This window comes from Actinomadura sp., assembly GCF_044508335.1.
Taxonomy (GTDB): domain Bacteria; phylum Actinomycetota; class Actinomycetes; order Streptosporangiales; family Streptosporangiaceae; genus Spirillospora.
In genome coordinates this window covers 23,587-42,864 of record NZ_JBIQHY010000052.1, presented here as the reverse complement: position 1 = coordinate 42,864, position 19,278 = coordinate 23,587, and the positions used below count along the sequence as shown (strand labels likewise).

Annotated in this window: 16 protein-coding genes; 9 read left to right on the top strand and 7 right to left on the bottom strand. The window is 73.6% G+C overall.

The genetic code is table 11. The annotated features are described in order from the left end of the window. Positions 1-5: 5 nt before the first annotated feature. Positions 6-1,292 carry a serine hydrolase domain-containing protein gene (locus ACIWVC_RS18940; protein WP_396452878.1) on the bottom strand — a complete coding sequence of 429 codons (1,287 nt, stop codon included), beginning with the start codon at positions 1,290-1,292 and terminating at the stop codon, positions 6-8. Between the two features lie 150 nt (positions 1,293-1,442). Continuing rightward, positions 1,443-2,441 (bottom strand): RNA polymerase sigma factor, encoded by a 999-nt coding sequence (locus tag ACIWVC_RS18935; protein ID WP_396452880.1) that lies wholly within the window; start codon positions 2,439-2,441, stop codon positions 1,443-1,445. A gap of 98 nt (positions 2,442-2,539) precedes the next feature. On the opposite strand from ACIWVC_RS18935, the gene ACIWVC_RS18930 reads away from it, so the two are divergent. Then, positions 2,540-3,172 (top strand): TetR/AcrR family transcriptional regulator, encoded by a 633-nt coding sequence (locus tag ACIWVC_RS18930; RefSeq protein WP_396452882.1) that lies wholly within the window; start codon positions 2,540-2,542, stop codon positions 3,170-3,172. A gap of 105 nt (positions 3,173-3,277) precedes the next feature. Here ACIWVC_RS18930 and ACIWVC_RS18925 read toward each other — a convergent pair whose 3' ends face one another. Then, a complete protein-coding gene (locus ACIWVC_RS18925; protein WP_396454387.1) occupies positions 3,278-6,655 on the bottom strand; it encodes a pyruvate carboxylase in 3,378 nt (1,125 codons plus the stop codon). 386 nt (positions 6,656-7,041) lie between these two features. On the opposite strand from ACIWVC_RS18925, the gene ACIWVC_RS18920 reads away from it, so the two are divergent. Beyond that, the gene (locus ACIWVC_RS18920) at positions 7,042-7,224 is read left to right on the top strand and encodes a hypothetical protein (RefSeq protein ID WP_396452885.1); all 183 of its coding nucleotides are present in this window, start codon (positions 7,042-7,044) and stop codon (positions 7,222-7,224) included. A gap of 58 nt (positions 7,225-7,282) precedes the next feature. On the opposite strand, the gene ACIWVC_RS18915 is transcribed toward ACIWVC_RS18920, so the two are convergent. After that, a complete protein-coding gene (locus ACIWVC_RS18915; RefSeq protein ID WP_396454386.1) occupies positions 7,283-7,918 on the bottom strand; it encodes a TetR/AcrR family transcriptional regulator in 636 nt (211 codons plus the stop codon). A gap of 157 nt (positions 7,919-8,075) precedes the next feature. Between ACIWVC_RS18915 and ACIWVC_RS18910 the strand changes: the two genes are divergently transcribed. Next, positions 8,076-9,896 (top strand): serine/threonine protein kinase, encoded by a 1,821-nt coding sequence (locus ACIWVC_RS18910; protein WP_396454385.1) that lies wholly within the window; start codon positions 8,076-8,078, stop codon positions 9,894-9,896. Positions 9,897-10,068: 172 nt separating this feature from the next. Here ACIWVC_RS18910 and ACIWVC_RS18905 read toward each other — a convergent pair whose 3' ends face one another. After that, positions 10,069-10,323 (bottom strand): DUF397 domain-containing protein, encoded by a 255-nt coding sequence (locus ACIWVC_RS18905; RefSeq protein WP_396447251.1) that lies wholly within the window; start codon positions 10,321-10,323, stop codon positions 10,069-10,071. Continuing rightward, the gene (locus ACIWVC_RS18900; protein ID WP_396447315.1) at positions 10,320-11,141 is read right to left on the bottom strand and encodes a helix-turn-helix domain-containing protein; all 822 of its coding nucleotides are present in this window, start codon (positions 11,139-11,141) and stop codon (positions 10,320-10,322) included. Before ACIWVC_RS18900 ends, ACIWVC_RS18905 begins: the two co-directional genes overlap by 4 nt. Before the next feature lie 361 nt (positions 11,142-11,502). Here ACIWVC_RS18900 and ACIWVC_RS18895 point away from each other — a divergent pair, with 361 nt between their 5' ends. The 6 genes from ACIWVC_RS18895 to ACIWVC_RS18870 all read left to right on the top strand — a co-directional run bounded on the left by ACIWVC_RS18895 (position 11,503) and on the right by ACIWVC_RS18870 (position 18,260). Continuing rightward, the gene (locus ACIWVC_RS18895; protein WP_396447253.1) at positions 11,503-12,033 is read left to right on the top strand and encodes an ATP-binding protein; all 531 of its coding nucleotides are present in this window, start codon (positions 11,503-11,505) and stop codon (positions 12,031-12,033) included. 107 nt (positions 12,034-12,140) lie between these two features. Beyond that, positions 12,141-12,494 carry an STAS domain-containing protein gene (locus ACIWVC_RS18890; RefSeq protein ID WP_396447254.1) on the top strand — a complete coding sequence of 118 codons (354 nt, stop codon included), beginning with the start codon at positions 12,141-12,143 and terminating at the stop codon, positions 12,492-12,494. Positions 12,495-12,757: 263 nt separating this feature from the next. Further along, complete coding sequence (locus tag ACIWVC_RS18885; RefSeq protein ID WP_396447255.1) at positions 12,758-14,014, top strand: M16 family metallopeptidase; 1,257 nt, start codon at positions 12,758-12,760, stop codon at positions 14,012-14,014. Then, positions 14,011-15,375 (top strand): M16 family metallopeptidase, encoded by a 1,365-nt coding sequence (locus ACIWVC_RS18880; protein ID WP_396447256.1) that lies wholly within the window; start codon positions 14,011-14,013, stop codon positions 15,373-15,375. The genes ACIWVC_RS18885 and ACIWVC_RS18880 overlap by 4 nt, the downstream gene beginning before the upstream one ends. Positions 15,376-15,537: 162 nt before the next feature. After that, positions 15,538-17,277 (top strand): sporulation protein, encoded by a 1,740-nt coding sequence (locus ACIWVC_RS18875; RefSeq protein WP_396454384.1) that lies wholly within the window; start codon positions 15,538-15,540, stop codon positions 17,275-17,277. Positions 17,278-17,381: 104 nt separating this feature from the next. Then, positions 17,382-18,260 carry a hypothetical protein gene (locus tag ACIWVC_RS18870; protein ID WP_396447258.1) on the top strand — a complete coding sequence of 293 codons (879 nt, stop codon included), beginning with the start codon at positions 17,382-17,384 and terminating at the stop codon, positions 18,258-18,260. Here ACIWVC_RS18870 and ACIWVC_RS18865 read toward each other — a convergent pair whose 3' ends face one another. Beyond that, a complete protein-coding gene (locus ACIWVC_RS18865) occupies positions 18,261-18,971 on the bottom strand; it encodes a hypothetical protein (RefSeq protein ID WP_396447259.1) in 711 nt (236 codons plus the stop codon). Positions 18,972-19,278 lie beyond the last annotated feature (307 nt).

Below are 19,278 nucleotides of genomic sequence, written 5' to 3'. Positions count from 1 at the left end.
GACAGTCAGCGGGCGGTCCGGGCGAACTGGAGCGGCAGCAGCCGGAACGGGGCGCCGGGGGCCGCCGTCCGCATCGCGGGCTGCGTGCCGCAGAGGGCCTCCACGACGTGCGCGGCGAGCGCGCTGTCGATCGGGACGGGCGTGCCGTTGGCGTCGGGCTGCCGGTAATTCGTCAGGTTCAGCGCGACCGAGACCTGGCGCGCGCCGCCGGCGGACGTCAGCGACTGGGTGCCGGCCCCGAAGACGGCGCCGTCGTGGCCCCAGAACGTCCCGCACGGCAGGTCGAGCGAGTAGAGGCCGAGGCCGTAGTTCATCAGGACGTCGCCGTCGGCGTCCTTCACGGGGACCGTGCGCTTCATCTGCGACAGCGCGTCCTCGCCGACGATGCGGCCGGTGAGGAGCCCGCGGTAGAAGCGGTTGAGGTCGTCCATGGTGGAGACCAGGGCGCCCGCCGTCCAGGCCCAGCTCATGTCGAAGACGCTGTAATCGCGGGGCGGTTTCACATGCTGGTACAGCGATTCGTACATCCGTGGGTGCGGCCCGACCACCCAGGGCGAGTCCGGGAAGTACGTGTGCCTGAGCCCGGCCTTCCGGATGACGTGCCGCGTGATGTACTGCTCCGCGCTGGTTCCCGTCACCTTCTCCAGGAGCCGCCCGGCGATGACGTAGTCGGTGTTGGAGTGCGACCAGCGCTCCCCCGGCATCCCGGTGCGGGGCGCGCTCAGCCCCCACTGGATGAGCCGCTCCGGCGGGACGCCGCGGAAGCGGAACTCGTCCAGGCTCTTCGGCGACAGCTCCTTCAGCGACGGGAACGCCGTGATGACGTAGTCACCGATCCCGCTGGTGTGGTTGAGCAGCATGCGCACCGTGATCTGCTGCCCCAGCCGCCCGGGGATGAGGCCGGGAAGGTACTGGGAGACCGATGCGTCGAGGCTGATCTGCCCCTTCTCCACCTGCTGGAGGATCGCGGCGGCGACGAACGACTCGGTGATGCCGCCGACGCGCTGCCGCATGCCGGGCGTGACCGGGCGTCCCGTCCGCACGTCGGCGGCGCCGGACGCCCCGTCCCACGCGGTGCGCCCGTCGCGGGCCTCGGAGAACAGCCCGTACATGCCCGCGTCGCGGGTGGCGTCCAGGGTGGCGCGGAGCTTGACCGGGTCGAACGGCATGGTCGGCGGGCGGCGCACCGCCGCCGCGGCGGGCGGGGCGACCGGTTCCGCGGCCGCCGCCGGGAGCCGGGCCGACGCGATCGCGACCGCCGCCGCGGCGCCCGCGGCCGCCGCGAAACGCACTGACCGCCTCGCCACCATCGCCAACTCTCCACGCACGGAACGTCCTGAGGAAAAGTGTCCTCGGCGATCAACCGCTCTGTCATCCCGATACGTGAGAATCCAACGGCCGGGTTCAACCGCGGAACCGGGCCGCGCGGCGCCGGGCGGGGGTCAGCTGAGCAGGTCGGCGAGGGTCTCGCGGCGGGACGGGTGGCGCAGCTTGTGCATGCCCTTCGACTCGATCTGCCGGATGCGCTCGCGCGTCACCCCGTAGACCTTGCCGACCTCTTCGAGGGTCTTCGGCTCGCCGCCGGCCAGCCCGAACCGCATCGAGATGACCCCGGCCTCCCGCTCGGTGAGCGTCTCCAGGACGGCGTCGAGCTTGCCGCGCAGCATCGAGGACGCGACGACGTCCGCGGGGTCGCCGCCCTCCGGGTCCTCGATGACGTCGCCGAGCTCGCCGTCGCCGTCCTCGCCGAGCGGAGTGTGCAGCGACAGCGGCTCGCGGGCCTGGCGCCGCAGCCACTCGACCTTCTCGACCGTGACGTCCAGTTCGGCGGCCAGCTCCTGCGAGGTGGGCTCGCGGCCGAGGTCCTGCATCATCCGCCGCCGGACGCGCGTCATCCGGTTGAGCACCTCGACGACGTGCACGGGGATGCGGATGGTGCGGCTCTGGTCGGCGAGCGCGCGGCTGATCGCCTGCTTGATCCACCAGACGGCGTAGGTGGAGAACTTCAGGCCCCGGCGGTACTCGAACTTCTCCACGGCCCGGATCAGCCCGAGGTTCCCCTCCTGGACGAGGTCGTTCAGCGGCAGGCCGTGGCCCATGTAGCGCTTGGCGAGCGACACGACGAGGCGCAGGTTGGCCTCGACCATGTGCTGTTTGGCGCGCGCGCCGTCGGCGGCGATCCACTCCAGGTCCTCCTTGTCCTGGAGGCTGAGGTCGTCGCCGAGCGTTTCGAGTCGCTCGCGGGCGAACAGGCCGGCCTCGATGCGCTTGGCCAGGTCGACCTCCTGCTCGGCGGTGAGCAGCGCGGTGCGCCCGATGCGGGACAGGTAGTCCTTCATCGGGTCGACGAGGTTCACGGTCGCGCGGGGGGACGCGCTCGGGGCGTGGCTGGCGTTCAGGGCGGTGTCCTTTGCTCGTCCGGCCGGGAGGGAAAGGGTCACGCGATCTCGGTACCCGCCCGCCTTGCGACATAAACTTAGGATCGATAAAGTTTTATGTCAAGCACAAACTTAGGTCGAAGTATGTAAGGATGGCCGGCATGGGACTGCGGGAGATGAAGAAGCGGCAGACGAGGCAGAACATCTCCGACCAGGCGACGCGCCTCTTCCTGCGGCACGGCTTCGACCGGGTGACGATCGCCGACGTCGCGGCGGCGGCCCAGGTCGCGAAGATGACGGTGACGAACTACTTCCCGCGCAAGGAGGACCTCGCCCTCGACCTGCACGAGGAGTTCACCGGCCTGCTGGCGCGCACGGTCGCCGAGCGGGCGCCGGGCGAGTCGGCGCTCGCCGCGCTGCGCCGCGCCTTCCTGGACGCCGCCGCCCGGCACGACCCGGTCATCGGCTTCTCCGGCCCCGACTTCGCCCGCATGATCACCGAGAGCCCCGCGCTGGTCGCCCGGCTGCGCGAGCTGCACGAGGAGCGCGAGAACGCCCTGGCCGCCGTCCTCGCCGCGGAGACCGCCGCCCACCCGGACGACCCGCTCCCCCGCCTGGCCGCCGCGCAGCTGGCCGCCGTCCACCGCGTCCTGTTCCAGGAGGCCCTGCGCCGGACGCTCGACAACGAGCCGGACGAAGAGATCGCCGCGGCCCTGGCCAAGTCGGCGCGGATGGCCTTCGACATGCTGTCCCCGGCCCTGTCCGGCTACGCCGTCCGCCCCGCTTCCCAATAGCGGGCTTCCCAATAGCGGGCTTCCCGATGGCGGGACGCGGCACGCGAACTGCCGTGCCCCGCACCCGCGCGCGGCGGTCGCGGGTGCGGGGGCGCGCGCTCATGCTCAGGCGGGCTGGATCACGAGCAGCAGGTCGCCCGCCTGGACGGGGGTGGCTTCGGGGACGGCCAGGCGGACCACCCTGCCGGCCACCGGGGCGGTGATGGCGGCCTCCATCTTCATGGCCTCGATCGTGGCGACCACGTCGCCGGCGGCGACCTCGTCGCCCTTGGCGGCGCGCAGGGTGACCGAGCCGTCGAACGGGGCGGCGACGTGGCCGGGGTCGGACGGGTCGGCGCGCTCGACCGGCGGCGCGTCCGACACGACGGACTTGTCGCGGACGGAGAGCGTGCGCAGCTGGCCGTTCACCGTGCAGATGACCTGCCGGACGCCCGCCTCGTCGACGTCGCCGACGGCCTCCAGCCCGGCGAGCACGCGGACGCCGGGTTCGAGGTCGAACGCGACCTCGTGCCCGGTCCGCAGGCCGTAGAGGAACGGGCCCGTGGGGAGGACGGAGACGTCGCCGTAGGCGGCGCGGGTCTCGCGGTAGTCCTTCGCCGGGCCGGGGAACAGGAGCCGGTCGAGGGTGTCCCTCACCTCCGGTCCGGCCAGGGCCTTCTCCTCGGCGCCGTCCAGTTCGGCCCTGGCGGGCGTGTGGTGGCGGCCCGCGAGGGCCTTGGTGCGGAAGGGCTCGGGCCAGCCGCCCGGCGGGTCGCCCAGCTCGCCGTTGAGGAACCCGATCACGCTGTCGGGGATGTCGTAGCGGTCCGGGTTCTGGGCGAAGTCGCCGGGGTCGGCGCCGGCGGCGACGAGGTGCAGTGCCAGGTCGCCGACGACCTTGCTGGACGGGGTGACCTTCACGAGCCGCCCGAGAATGGCGTCGGCCGCCGCGTAGCAGCGCTCGATCTCCTCGAAGCGGTCGCCGAGGCCGAGCGCGACCGCCTGCTGCCGCAGGTTGGACAGCTGGCCGCCGGGGATCTCGTGCTCGTACACCCGCCCGGTCGGAGACGGGAGCCCCATCTCGAACGGCGCGTACAGCTTGCGGACGGCCTCCCAGTACGGCTCCATCGCGGTGAGCGCGCCGAGGTCGAGCCCGGTGGCGCGGTCGGTGAAGTCCGTCGCCGCCACGATCGCCTGGAGAGGCGGCTGGCTCGTGGTGCCCGAGAGGGGCGCGGCCGCCCCGTCCACTGCGTCGACACCGGCTTCGATGGCGGCGATGTAGGTGCCGATCTGGCCGCCGGCCGTGTCGTGGGTGTGGAGGTGGACGGGCAGGTCGAAACGCTCGCGCAGGGCCTTGACCAGTGTGCGCGCGGCGGGCGCGCGGAGCAGGCCGGCCATGTCCTTGATGCACAGGACGTGGACGCCCGCCTCGACCAGTTCCTCGGCGACCCGCAGGTAGTAGTCGAGCGTGTAGATGTTCTCGTCCGGGGACGACAGGTCGCCGGTGTAGCAGAGCGTCCCTTCGACCAGGGCGTGGGTCTGGAGGACGGCGTCGATGGCCGGACGCATGCGCTCCACGTCGTTCAGCGCGTCGAACACGCGGAAGATGTCGACGCCCGTACTGGCGGCCTCCTTCACAAAGGCGCGCGCGACGGAATCGGGGTAAGGCGTGTAGCCGACGGTGTTGCGCCCGCGCAGAAGCATCTGCATGCACAGGTTCGGGGCGGCTTCACGGATCGCGGCGAGCCTGTCCCACGGCGATTCGCCCAGGAAGCGGAGCGCGACGTCGTAGGTCGCCCCGCCCCAAGCCTCGATGGAGAGAAGCTGCGGCGTCATGCGGGCGAGGTAGGGCGCGGCGGTGAGAAGGTCGTAGGTGCGTACGCGCGTCGCCAGGAGCGACTGGTGCGCGTCCCGGAAGGTCGTGTCGGTGACGGCCAGGGCGTCCTGGTTCCGGAGCTGCTCGGCGAACGCCCGCGGCCCGAGGGCCAGCAGCCGGTCGCGCGACCCGTCGGGGAGGGGGCCGTCCAGGCCGAGCGGCGGCAGCTTCGTCGCCGGGTCCAGGTCGGTCGGCGCGTCGCCGTGCGGCTTGTTGACGGTCACGTCCGCCAGGTACCGGACGAGCCGGGTCGCGCGGTCGCCGCTCGACCGGGCCGTCAGCAGCTCGGGGTGGTCGGCGATGTAGGACGTCGTGACGCCGCCCGCGCGGAAGTCCGGCTCGTCCAGCAGCGCCTGCAGGAACGGGATGTTGGACGCGACCCCGCGGATGCGGAACTCGGCGACGGCCCGGCGCGCCCGGCGCACCGCCTCCTCGAACGTGCGGCCCCGGCAGGTCAGCTTCACCAGCAGCGAGTCGAAGTGCGGGGACACGATCGCGCCGCCGTAGGCGGTGCCGGTGTCGAGCCGCACCCCGGCGCCGCCCGGGGACCGGTACGCGGAGATCTTCCCGGTGTCGGGGCGGAACCCGTTCGCCGGGTCCTCGGTGGTGATGCGGCACTGCACGGCGAAGCCGCTGACGGTGACGTTCTCCTGGGCGATGCCGAGGTCGGCGAGGGTCTCGCCGCCCGCGATGCGCAGCTGGCTCTGCACGAGGTCGACGCCGGTGACCTCCTCGGTGACGGTGTGCTCCACCTGGATGCGCGGGTTCATCTCGATGAACACGTGCTCGCCGCGCTCGTCCACGAGGAACTCGACGGTGCCCGCGTTCTCGTAGCCGATCTCGCGCGCGAACCTCACCGCGTCCTCGCAGAGCCGCGCCGCGACGGCCGGGTCCAGCCGGGGCGCGGGCGCGGTCTCGACGACCTTCTGGTGGCGGCGCTGCACCGAGCAGTCGCGTTCGCGCAGGTGCACGATGTGCCCGGCGCCGTCCGCGAGGACCTGCACCTCGATGTGGCGGGGCCGGTCCACCGCCTGCTCCAGGAAGACGGTCGGGTCGCCGAACGCGCTCTCGGCCTCCCGCCGCGCCGTGTCGACGGCGGCCTCCAGGTCTTCGCGGTGGTCGACGCGGCGCAGCCCGCGTCCGCCGCCGCCCGCCGCGGCCTTCACGAACAGCGGGAAGCCGACCTCGTCGGCCGCCGCCAGCTCCTCCCCCGGCGCGGGCGTCGCCGAGCGCAGCACGGGCAGGCCCGCGCGGCGCGCCGCCGCGACCGCCTCGATCTTGTTGCCGGCCAGGCTGAGCACGCCGGACGGCGGGCCGACGAACTTGATCCCGTTGCGCTCGCACGCCTCGGCCAGCTCCGGGCTCTCCGACAGGAACCCGTACCCGGGGTACACCGCGTCGGCGCCGACCCGCAGCGCGGTCCGCACGATGCCGTCCACGTCGAGGTAGGCGCGGACGGGGTGGCCGTGCTCGCCGATCTCGTACGCCTCGTCCGCCTTCTGCCGGTGCAGGGACAGCCGGTCCTCGTGCGCGTAGACGGCGACGCTGGCGATGCCGAGTTCGTAGGCCGCGCGGAAGGCGCGCACGGCGATCTCGCCCCGGTTGGCGACGAGCAGCTTTCTGATCAACGTATCTCTCCCAGGAGACGCATCGGGCGCGTCCGCCCGCGTCCGACGGCCTCCTGGGCTCCACGCTGAGCCGCTCAAGGCGGGACCAGCCCGGCGGGCGAACCGAATCTTGCGATACGTACCCAGTTGAGCGGCCGGAGCAGCCTCGCAGACCGGGCGAGATCTGTGAACAAAGTGATAGATGACGCCTAGAGGGAAAAATGCACGATTGTTCCCATCCCGGGGCGTTACCCCGCCCGCTCGCGCGCCCGGCGGCCCCGCGGCCGGATCCGGACGTGAATAAAAGCGGCGATCACTCGGAATAGCCGGAAGGATCTTGCGGTTGCAACTACCGTGCGATCACCGGCGAGCCGGTACCACCTGTCCACTGTCCACGGAGGTGAACCGTGCGTAGCAGCATCCCCCGCACCCGGTCCGGCAACGGACGCAAACATGTGAAGACGACGTCGCTGCGAGCCCTCGCGGTGGCGGCGCAGCTTGAACGCAATCACGCCCAGGAGGGTCCACCGGGCAAGGTGGACGGCCGGGAGGAGTCCCGCCCGGAGCGGCGGACGCCCGACCCGGCCTGATCGACGCTCTGCCGGCCCCCGTGCACCGCGCACGGGGGCCTCGGCGTTTCCAGGGGGTCTAGCAGGCGGCCGCGTTGAAGAGGGTGTGGACGGCGGCGCGCGCGCGTTCCCTTCCCACGCTGCCGACCATCGCGGTGAGGTGCTCGGCGCCGAGGACGGCCAGCAGCCCGTGCGCCACGGCCTCGCCGTCCGCGACCGCCTCGCCCATCTGGTCGAGAAGGATCACCAGGTGCCGGTGCCAGAACCCGTAGGCGCCGATGCGGTACCGCGCCCCCGGTGAGGCGGTCTCCGACATGCGCACCAGGGAGAGGTGGTCCAGCACGTAGTCGAGGTAGGCGTCGGCGAAGGCGTGCAAACGGTCGGACGGCGGGACCGGCGCGTCCCCCTTGCCCGGGCCGAGCGGGGGCGGGCCGGACAGGATCTCGTCCTGCAGATCGCGTTCGCGCTGGTTCAGCAGGGCCGCGGCCAGGCCCGCCTTGTCGCCGAACCTGCGGAAGAGGGTCCCCTTGCCGACGCCCGCCGCGGCGGCGACGGCGTCCATGGAGACGGACTCGACCCCGTGCCGGGCGAAGAGCGCGGCGGCCGCGTCCAGCACCTTCACTCGGTTGCGCGCGGCGTCGGCGCGCTCCTTGGGCGGCGGCGTCCGCATCAGTTCGAGGTCGACGCGCCGCCCGCCCGCGGCTCCGCGGTCCATCGGCGCCTCCCCCGGTCGACTGAACCCACCGACACAACCGGACTATAGTCCTGTTCCATGCCGCCCGCCACCGGGCGGGCAACCCCTACCATTCTGTGCCCGTAGTCTTGCTGGACGGTCTTTACAGGTGGGCCGGAAGCGACGGGGAGCGAGTGGTGTGACGGACAGGACGATGCCGGACGCCCTTCCACTGCGGTCGGGCGACCCGACCGAGCTGGGCGGATACGAGATCCTGGGCCGCCTCGGGGAGGGCGGGCAGGGCGCGGTCTTCCTGGGCAGGCCGGCCGGCGCGACCGGGGCGCTCCCCGCGGCCGACCACGTCGCGATCAAGCTGCTGCACGCCGGGCTCGCCGGCGACGAGGCCGCCCGCGCGCGCTTCGTCCGCGAACTGGAGGTCGCCAAGCGCGTCGCCCGGTTCTGCACGGCGCAGGTGCTCGACGCCGACGTCGCGGGCGACCAGCCCTACATCGTCAGCGAGTACGTGCCTGGCCTGTCCCTGTACCACGTCGTGCGGACGGAGGGCCCGCGCACGGGCGGCGCGCTGGAGCGGCTCGCGATCAGCACGCTGACCGCGCTGACCGCGATCCACCAGGCCGGGATCGTCCACCGCGACTTCAAGCCCCACAACGTGATGCTCGGCCCTGACGGTCCCCGCGTGATCGACTTCGGCGTGGCACGGGCACTGGGCGCGGCGGGCGAGACGCAGAACGTCGGCACGCCCGCCTACATGTCGCCCGAGCACTTCACCGGCGGCGAGGTCGGTCCCGCGGCGGACATGTTCGCCTGGGGCACGACGATGGCCTTCGCCGCGACGGGGCGTCCCGCGTTCGGCAACGACGAGATGGCCACGGTCATGCACCGGATCCTGACCGGCGAGCCCGACCTCGGCGACCTGCCCGAGCCCATGCGCGGGCTGGTGCTGGCGTGCCTGGCCAAGGAGCCGGCGCAGCGCCCGACCGCGCGGGAGGCCCAGGAGCGCCTGGTCGGCGCGGCCAGCGGCGCGTCCCCGGCCGCGCCGCCCATCCCGCCGCCGCCCGCCTTCCCCGGGCTGCCGGCCGACGCAGCGCCGCGGAGCTCCACCGACCCGCACGGCTCGCCCTCGGCCATGGCGGGCGCGCTGCTGCCTCCCGACCACGTCACCGACCCGTCCGGCGCCCGGGGCAGGACGGCTCCGCAGCCGCCGCCGTTCGGCGGGACGGCCCCGCCTCCGCCGCTGCCGCCCGCCCCGCCGCAGGGGCCGGCTCAAGGCCAGGGCCAGGAGCAGGGCCAGGGGCAGGTGGCAGGCGGCAGGAAACGCGGGCGCCTCCTCCTGCCCATCGCCGCCGCGGCGGCGGTCGCGGTCGTCATCGCCGGCGGCGCCGCCTGGGCGGCGACCAGGAGCGGCCACGACTCGGGCAAGGACCAGCAGGTCGCGGCCCCCGACCAGAACCAGGGCGGCCAGGGCGACACCGGAACCGCGGACGGCGCGGGCGGCTCCGCGGAGAACCCGGCCAAGAAGAAGCAGGGGCGGCCGCAGACCGGCGAGAGCGGGCAGCCCGCGTCCCCCGGCGCGTCCCAAAAGCCGGGGTCGCCGCAGAAGCCGGGCGAGCCGGAACCCACGAAGGGGACGGGCGGCGGCGGAGGAGGCGGAGGCTCCACGCCCGCCCCGGAGCCGGCCAACAAGTACACGCCGCAGCAGGTGTGCAACAGCGGAGGCCACGGCGGCGGCTACTACGTGCAGCGCTCGCTCAGCGTCTCCGGCGGCGTCGCGTACCTGCTCTACAACAGCTCCACCTACAACTGCGCGGTCACCATCAAGACGAAGAACGTCGGCAAGGCGTCACCGGTGTCGGTGTGGATCCAGAAGAAGGGCGGCAGCGCGATCGCCGACAGCGGGTCCTTCTCCTGGTACGCGGGCCCGGTGTACGTGAAGGCGCCCGGGACGTGCGTCCGCTTCGGCGGCAACGGCCGCAGCGCGCCCTACGGCAACTGCGGCTGATCCCGCGGAGCCGCGGCCCGGCACGGCAGGACACGGCCCGCGGAATGGGAAAGGCCACCCCCGCGCCCAGGGTGGCCTTCTCTTCTCTGCGGCCGGGCCGACGTTCGGTGCGCCGTTCGGCGCCCCGGAGCCGGCCCGTCGCTGTTCGATTCTTGGCGGTTTGCTGGCTGGTTCAGTTGCGGGAGGCGATGAGATGGTCGAAATCGCCGTCCTTGGCTCCAAGGATCAGCGCCTCGATCTCCGGGCGGGTGTAGATGAGAGCGGGCCCGTCGGGATGACGGGAGTTGCGCATCGCCACACGCCCACCGGGCAGTTCGGCGATTTCCACACAGTTCCCCTGGGAGTTGCTTCGCCGGGACTTCAGCCACCGCGCTCCGAGGAGTTCGGCGGCCGGCATCCCGTTGTCGTAATCGGATTGGAGCATCATGTCTCTCTGAGAAGATCACCGAGAAGCTCGACGGTGCGCTCCGGGGTCGCACTGTCGACGCACAGGCGTTCCATCGCCTGCAGATAGGTGTCGACGTCGTCTCGCTTGTCCAGGTACATCGCGCCGGTGAGGTTCTCGACGTAAACCACGTCCGGCAGGTCCTGCTCGGGAAAGCGCAGGATGGTGAAGGCCCCTCCCTCGGCGGCGTGGCCGCCGAACCTGAACGGCATGATCTGGATGGTGACGTTGGGCAGCTTCGACATCTCGATGAGGTGCTCGAACTGGCCCCGCATCACCTCCGGACCGCCGATGGGGCGCTTGAGCGCCCCCTCGTCCACCACGGCCCACAGACGCGGAGCGTCCGGGCCCGTGAGGCGTTCCTGTCGCTGCATGCGCAGCTCAACGCGCTGGTCGATCTCATGGTCGGCGGCTCCGGCGTTGCCCAGGCGGATCACCGCTCGCGCATACCCCTCCGACTGCAGCAGCCCCGGGACGAACTGCAGTTCATATGTGCGGATCAACGCCGCCGACTCTTCCAGGCCGACATAGGTCTGGAACCAGCCGGGGAGCACGTCGTTGTACCGGTGCCACCAACCGGGAGTGTTGGCCTCCCGCGCAAGCTGTAGCAGCGCCTCGCGTTCTGTCTTGTCGCTGACGCCGTACAACGTGAGCAGGTCGTCCACATCGCGTTCCTTGAAGCTGACCCGGCCGAGTTCCAGGCGGCTGATCTTGGACTCCGACGCACGGATGACGTAGCCGGCCTCCTGACGGGTCACGCCCTTCTGCTCCCGCAGACGGCGCAGTTGCGACCCGAGCAGGATCCGACGGACCGTCGACCCGCTTCCCGGCGTCTCTGGAGTCACGCCCAACCTCCGGCTATTCGGCGGACAGCGAACCTAGTGTGCCACTGGCATGAGTGTCCTGCGGTTACCTCCGTTCACTCGCGTGCGATCCGCGTCGCCCCCACACCTTCACGAGGCGGATGCACGTGCATTGGGTCTTGCATTCGCACGCTACGATGCGCAGGATAACGCACGAGACTTCCGAGCCACGGCTGCACAACGAGATCACTCTGCGGGGTCCGGTGGAATGACGTCACGCCACGCGCACGACGACACGCGGTGGGAGCTCGGCCCCGTCGCGGGGCCGGCGGACCCACGGGGCCACGCTGGGTGCTCCATGCCCGTCCCGGAGGCGCTCGATCTGCCGCCGCGGCTGGAGACGGCCGTCACGGCGCTGACCGAGCTGCGCGGCTCCACGGTGTCGTTCACCGTCGAGCCCGATCCGGAATCGGTCACCGCGGCCCGGCACTTCGCCGTCTCCCGGCTCGCCGAATGGAATCTCTCCGGGCTCTCCGACGACGTCGGCCTCGTCGTCTCCGAGCTCGTCACGAACGCGCTGCGGCACAGCGGAGGGGTGAACTCCGGCGGGCGGCCGGGCGTCGACGTGCACCGCGAGGGCGTGTACGGCGACCCGGCCGACCCGCTGGGCTCCGCCCCGTCCGCGATAAGGCTGCGGCTCGGCCACGAGGCCCCCTGGCTGATCTGCGGCATCATGGACGCCAGCCGGACCGCGCCGCGCCGCAGGGAGCCGGACTACATCGCCGAGACGGGCCGCGGCCTCCACCTCGTGGAGTCGTTCAGCGTCCGGTGGGGGTGGCGCGCGCTGCACCACGGCAAGGTGGTGTGGGCGCTGTTCCGTTCCCCTTGAATAAGGCGCACTTGACCGAAGGGCGTAACGGCGCGCGACAGGGGTAACTATCCATTTTCCCCCCGGCGGGCCCCCCGAACGGGCCCGGCGAGACGAGAGGAGCACCGGTGGACTTCGCCGTCGAGCATCGCGTCGAGAAGGGCCTCACGGTCGTCAAGATCAGCGGTGAGATCGACGTCTTCACCAGCCCCCGGCTGCGGGAGGCGCTGCTCGACATCATCGACAACGGCGGCACCCGGCTCGTCATCGACCTCGGCGAGGTGACGTTCCTGGACTCCACGGGCCTCGGCGTGCTGGTCGGCATCTACCACCGGCTCCGCGCGCGCGACGGCTCGATGTCGTTCATGGGGGTGAACGACCGGGTGCGCCGGGTGTTCCACGTCACCCAGCTCACCAAGATCTTCGTCCTGCACGACTCGCTGGAGGAAGCGATCGCGGCGCACGAAGCCGCCGAAGCCTGACGATCCCCTTTCTTCGGCTCCCCTGCTCCGCTCCCCTGCTCCCGCTCCCCCGCTTCAGCTCCCCTGCTTCTGCTCCCCCGCTTCTGCTCCCGTTCGACCGCTCCTGTTCCGCTTCGTCCGGCCGGTCGTCCACAGGTTGCCGCGAACGCGCCCCGGGCCGGACGCACCCGGTACGGTGAGACCGAGATCAAGCCCGCCGCCCGGGCACGTCCCGCCGACGCGCGCGGTGCTGTCCGCAACTCCGAAACGGACGGGAGCGCTCCGTGGCAGAACAGCCGCTGCATGAGCACACGCTCGGCAATGGCCTGCGCGTGGTGGTCTGCGAGGACCACGTCGTACCACTGGCCGCCGTGAACATCTGGTACGGGGTGGGCTCGCGGCACGAGCGGTCCGGCCGCACCGGCCTCGCCCACCTCTTCGAGCACCTGATGTTCCAGGGCTCGGAGAACGTCGCGGAAGGCGAGCACGCCGCGCTGCTGGAGAGCGCGGGCGCCGCGTTCAACGCCAGCACGTCGTTCGAGCGCACGAACTACTACGAGACGGTGCCGGTCAGCCACCTGGAGCTCGCCCTCTGGCTGGAGGCCGACCGGATGGGCACGCTGCCCGCCGCGCTCACCCAGGCCAACCTCGACAACCAGCGCGACGTGGTGAAGAACGAGCGCCGCCAGCGCTACGACAACCAGCCCTACGGGACGGCCTTCGAGCGGCTGTGCGCGCTGACGTTCCCCGAGGGCCACCCGTACGCGCACACGCCGATCGGCTCCATGGAAGACCTGGACGCCACCACCCTCGAAGACTGCACCGACTTCTTCGCCACCTGGTACGCGCCCGGCAACGCCGTCCTGTCCGTCGTCGGCGACGTCGACCCCGCCGCGACCATCGAGGCGGTGGAGCGCTACTTCGGCGGCATCCCGGCCGGCCCGGAGAAGCCCGCCGCCCGCCCCGGCGACCTCGGGCCGCTGACCGGCGTCCGCGAGGAGACCCTCACCGAGGACGTCCCGTCCCCCGCCTACTTCGCGATGTTCACGCTGCCGACCGACGGCGGCGACGACGTCGAGGCCGCCGAGCTGGCGGTCGAGATCCTCGGCGGGGGCTCCGGCTCCCGCCTCTACGACCGGATGGTGCGGCGCGACCAGATCGCCACCGAGGTCTGGGCCGGGGTCACCCGGCTGGCCGCCGGCCCCTCCCTGGCGATCGTCGACGCCATCGGGCCGGAACCGGACAAGATCGCCGCCGTGCTGGACGAGGAGCTCGAGCGCTTCGCCGCGGACGGCCCGGACGCCGACGAGACGGCCCGCGCCACCGCGCAGGCCGAGCGCGGCTTCCTGGAGCAGACCGAGACGGTCACCGGCCTCGCCAACGCGCTGTCGCAGAACGCCACCCAGTTCGACGACCCGGCCCGGGTCTTCACCGCCCCCGGGCGCGCCGCCGCCGTCACCGGGGACGCGATCCAGCGGATGGCGGGCCGCTGGCTCGCCCCGGGCGCCCGCACCGCCCTGACCTACGGAGGCACCTCGTGAGCAGCGGCCTGGCACTGCAGCCCCGTCCCGTCCCCGGCCCCGTCCCGGCCTGGGCGTTCCCGGCCGGCACCGAGGGCCGCGTCCCGGCGGGCCCGGCGACGCTGCGCTGCGACCTGCCCGGCCGCCGCCTGGCCGCGGTCCGGCTGGTGCTGAACGCCGGCGCGGGCCGCGAGCCCGCCGGCCTCGACGGCGTCGCCACCCTCACCGCGCACGCCCTCATGGAGGGCACCGAGCCCGGCGGCGGCACCGCGCTCACCGCCGCCTTCGAACGCCTCGGCGCCAGCTTCTACGCGCACGCCGACCTGACCGCGCTGCGCGTCGCCCTCGACGTGCCCACCTCCCGGCTCGGCGCCGCCCTCGACCTGTTCTCCGGCGTCGTGCGCCGCCCGGCCCTCGACGACGCCGACGTCCGGCGGCTCGTCCGCGAGCGCCTGGAGGAGATCGCCCAGGAGGACGCCGACCCGGGTTCGCGCGCCATGCGCGAGCTGCGCGCGGTGATGTTCCCGGCGGAGGCGCGCGCCTCCCGCCCGACCGGCGGCACCCGGTCCTCGGTCGGCGCGCTGCAGGGCTCCGACGTCCGCGCCTTCTACGGCTCCGTGGTCCCCGCCGAGGCCACCGCGGTGGTCGCCGGCGACCTCTCCGGCACCGACGCCGACGCGGCCCTCGCGTCGGCGCTGCGGTCCTGGGCGGCGACCGGCGAGCCGCTGCCCACCGCCGACCGCGTCCCGCCCGAGTCGGCGGCCCGCATCGTCGTCGTCGACCGCCCCGGCTCCGTGCAGACCTACCTCAGCTTCGGGCACGGCGTCCCCGACCGCTCGCACCACGACTGGCCGTCCCTGACGGTCGCGGCGCACGTCCTCGGCGGCGGCCTCACGTCCCGCCTGAACGCGGTGCTGCGCGAGGAGAAGGGCTACACCTACGGCATGCGCGCGGGCCTCCTGCGGATGCGGCACTGCGGCCTGTTCATCGCGCAGGGCTCCGTCCACACCGAGGTCACCGCCGACGCGGTCGCCGACGCGCTGACCGAGCTGCGCAGCGTCATCTCCCGCGGCATCGACCCGGAGGAGCACGGCACGTCCGTCCGCGCCCTCGCCGACCGGGCGCCCGCCGAGTACGAGACGGCCCGCGCCGTGGCCGCCGAGCTGGCCGACGCCGCCGCGAACGGCCTGGGCTCCGGCTACCCGAGCGCCTACCTTGCCGCCGTCCGCGCGTCCACCCCCGACGGCGTCGCCCGCGCCTACCGCAAGCACGTCGACCCGGAGGCGCTGACGATCATCGCGGTGGGCGACGCGGAGCAGATCCGCACCCCTCTGGAGGAGCTGGGCTACGCCCCCGTCACGGTGACCGCCAAGGAGAACTGACCCGCCCGCCCTCGGCGCCCGCGGCACAACGCTCCCGGCACGCGTGAACCGATGGCATGGTGAAGAAGGTCTAACTTGCGTGGCCCAGGGCGCGCGGCCTACGGTGCGCGGGCTGACGTGCGCGGGGAGGACGTCCTCGCGGTCGGGAGAGGGGAACGGCCTGTGTCCTACGGGCAGATGGCGGGTGGCGGGCCGTCCGTCGACACGATCCTTGCGGAGCCGAACTGCAAACCGGGCGGTGTCGTCGCGGGCAAGGTGCACCTGCGCGGCGGCTCGGCCGCGGTGGAGATCAGGCACGTGACGCTCGCGCTGATGCCGCGCATGCAGAACGGCTACGGCGGCGAGACCGCCGGGCCCGAGGTGTACCGGGGCGCCCTCACCCGCGGGTTCCGGCTGGACGCCGCGCAGCGGCGCGACCTCGCGTTCTCCATCCCGCTGCCGTACGAGCTGCCGTTCACGACCGTCCTCGGCCACGAGCTGCCCGGCTTCACGATCGGGATGTGCACCGAGGTCGATGTCGCCGGGCAGCCCGACCCCGGCGACATCGACCCGATCTCGGTCGAGCCGCTGGAGTCCCAGCAGTGGGTGCTCGCCTCGATCGCGCGGCTCGGCTTCCAGGTCGCGAACGTGACGTTCGAGGAGTCCAAGCTGCGCGGGGTCGCGCAGCAGCTGCCGTTCCACCAGGAGATCCACCTCAACCCGCCGGCCGCGTACCGCGACCGGATCGACGGGGTCGGGCTGAGCTTCGTCGCCAGCCCGCGCAGCATGGCCTTCGTGCTGCGCGCCGAGGACCGCGACACCCCGCGGGACGAGTCGTTCGGCGTGTTCCAGGTCGCGCACGCCGAGGCCGCCGAGACCGACTGGAACGCCAAGATCGGCGAATGGCTGGAGGCCGCCGCCGCGCTGCCGCGCTCGTCCGCCCCGCGGGGCGGTGCGCCGCTCCCGCCGCCCGGCGGCGGGACGCCCTTCCCGCCCCCGCCGCCGGGGGACGCTCCGGCGCCCTACGGCCGGCCGGGCAACGCCCAGTTCCCGCCGCCGGCCCCGGCCCCCGGCGAGACGCCGAGCCCGGCCTACTCGGCGGACCCGGGCCCCGGCCGCTCCGGCGGCCCGAACGCGTTCCCGCCGCCGCCCCCTGGCGCCCCGCCCGCGAACACGCCCATGCCCGGACACGCCCCTCCGCCGCCGGGCCAGGGCGGGAACCCCCCGGCGCCCGGTTTCGGCGCCCCGCCGCCCGGTCATCTCCCGCACGGCGCCCCGCCTCCGCCCCCCGCGCCCGGCGGACCGCCCGCCGGAGGGGCGGCCGGGCACGGCGCCCCGCCGCCCGCGCCGGGGTACGGCCCCACGCCCCCACCGCCGGGGCAGCCGCCGTACGGCGCCGTCCCGCACGGCGGCCCGCCTCCGCCGGCTCCCCCGGTTCCCGGCGGCCCCTACCCGCCGGCACCGGGCCATGCCGGCCCGCCGCCGCCCGCTCCGCCCGGACCCGCGGGCTACCCGCCCGCGCCCGCTCACCCCGGCCCGCCGCCCGCGCCCGCTCACCCCGGCCCGCCGCCCGTGCACGTCCACCACGGCCCTCCCGCCTACCGCGGGCACCGCGGTCACCACGGCGTCGCCGCGGCCGGGCTGGTCGGCGGCGCCGCGGCCGCCGGCGTCGCGGGGGCCATGGCGGTCGGCGCCGCCGCCGACGCGGCCGGACAGGCCGCGAACGTGGCGGGCTACGTCGCGGGCGCTCCGGTGGACGCGTTCGGCAACGCCGTCGCCGGATACGCCGGGAACGTCGCCGGCGGCATGATCGCGGACGCGGCCGGCGGCGTCGCGGGGGACATCGCGGGCGACGTCGCCGGGGAGATCGCCGGCGGCACCGCCGAGGTCCTCGGCGGCCTGCTGGGCGGCCTCTTCGGCTGACCACCGAAAATGCGGGACCATTCGGACCAGATGCGCCGCGTCCTCGTCCAACCCGGCCACGGATGGTTATCGTCGAGGGCGCGGCCCGCTTCCCGAGGAGTCACATGACCACCGTGATCCTGGTTCTGCTCTGCCTCGCGATCGCCGGACGCGAGATCTACCTCGCGTCCGACAAACGGCTCCCGCGCGCCCTGGCGGAGCTGCGCCGGCTGCAGAGGCGGCTGGACGACCTCGCCGACGACCACCGCGAGCTCAAGACGGTGGTCGACAACGCCACGGAGCCGGCGGGCATCCCCATCCCGCCCCAGCCGGAGGAGCCGCCCGCCGAGGTCCTGGAGCGGCTGGACTCCGTCACCGGGCGGGTCGAGCGGCTGGAGAAGCAGTTCGGCGACATCTCCGAGGAGCTGGCCGGCATCGACCTCGACCGCGACGCCCAGCGCGCGCTCGCCCGCTCCCTGGACGCGGTGGAGCAGGACGTCCTGGAGCTGCACCGCGAGATGCTCGACCGCCTGGACCGCGAGGAGGGCGTCGTCACCGGCGTCCTGCTCAGCGAGGAGGGCGAGGGCGAGGCGCTGCTCGCCGAGGCGTACGAGAAGTGCGCCGCCGAGTGCGGGCTGCGCGTCCGCATCCGCGACCGGCGCTCCGCGCAGGCGACCGGCACCTACTGGGGCACCGTCTACCACATGTCCGGGCGGCGGCCCGACGTCCTCGCCGAGGACCTGTTCTCCTTCGTCCGCGGCCTCTACGACCCGCAGGACGCGTCCGCCGTCAACGCACTGCTGACGGAGCTGGCGTCGCTGCGCGGCGGCGGCATCGCCCAGTTCGGCCCGTTCGTCGCCGTGAGCACGCAGAGCGCGCTGCTGTGCGGGGTGCTCCCGGACGACGAGAGCGTGCCGCCGGAACCGTGGCAGCTCGTGGACCACATCCGCGAACTGCCCGCCGACCGGCAGCGCGACCTGTCCTGGCTGCGCTCCGACGACTGATCACGGCCGGACGAACCGGGGGCCGTCCTCCCGCACCCCGAACGCCAGCAGGCACCGCGGCACCCGCGACGCGTCGATCTGCAGGCACAGCCCGAGCCGCAGGTCGGGATCGACGACGACGACCTGCCGCAGCGCCCGCAGCGCCCGCCGCACCCGCGCCCGGTCGGGTCCGCGCAGCGTCTCGGCGACGACGCGGCCCGCGTACCGCCACAGCTCCGCCGAGTCCAGCACCCGCACGCCCGCCTCGGTGAGGTTCGCGACGATCACGACTCCGCCGTCGTCGTCCTCGGCCCCGGACGGCACCCGCAGGGCGCCCTCTCCCGGCAGGTCACGCGGCGCCTGCGGCCCGCCCACCGCCCGGTGGTACCGCAGCGGATCCAGCGTGTCGATGACGAAGGCCCCCGCGTAGGGCCTGGACGCCCGCGGCGGGACCGTCCGCCTCCGCCCCCGGACGGTCCGCATCCCGTGGTGGGCGCTGAGGTCGAACACCATCCCGGCGCCGTCCAGCCACACGGGCACGCCGAGCTTCGCCGCCGCCCTCCGGTCGAGCGGGTCCATGGCCACATCGCTGCGCCGCGTGAGCCCCGAGGCGATGCCCATCCCCGGGAACGCGCTCTCCAGCACCGCGAGCATCGCCCGCCACGTCGCCCCGCCGACGAACTCGCCCACGAACGCGTCCGCCATGGCCCTGCGAAGCGCAGGATCCGCCATGGCCCGGGGCCGCACCACCCGAGCATCGGGAACGGTCACCCCGGGAGGCTCCGCCGACAGCCCCTTCCCCGGCAAGAACGGCTCGTCCACCGCACCCGATCGCGGGACGCCGGCCCGCGCCTGCGGCGAGCGCCCCGACTCCGGCGCCCACGACGCCGACGCCCGCTCCTCTGAAGGCTCGCCGACCGGCCCCGGCTCGGCCGGAAACGGCGGCCCCCCACCAGACGCACCGGCCGACTCCCGCGACGCCCACGCAGAACGGTCACTGCCGGTTGGCGCACCCCCAGATTCGTGAGGCGCCCACGAC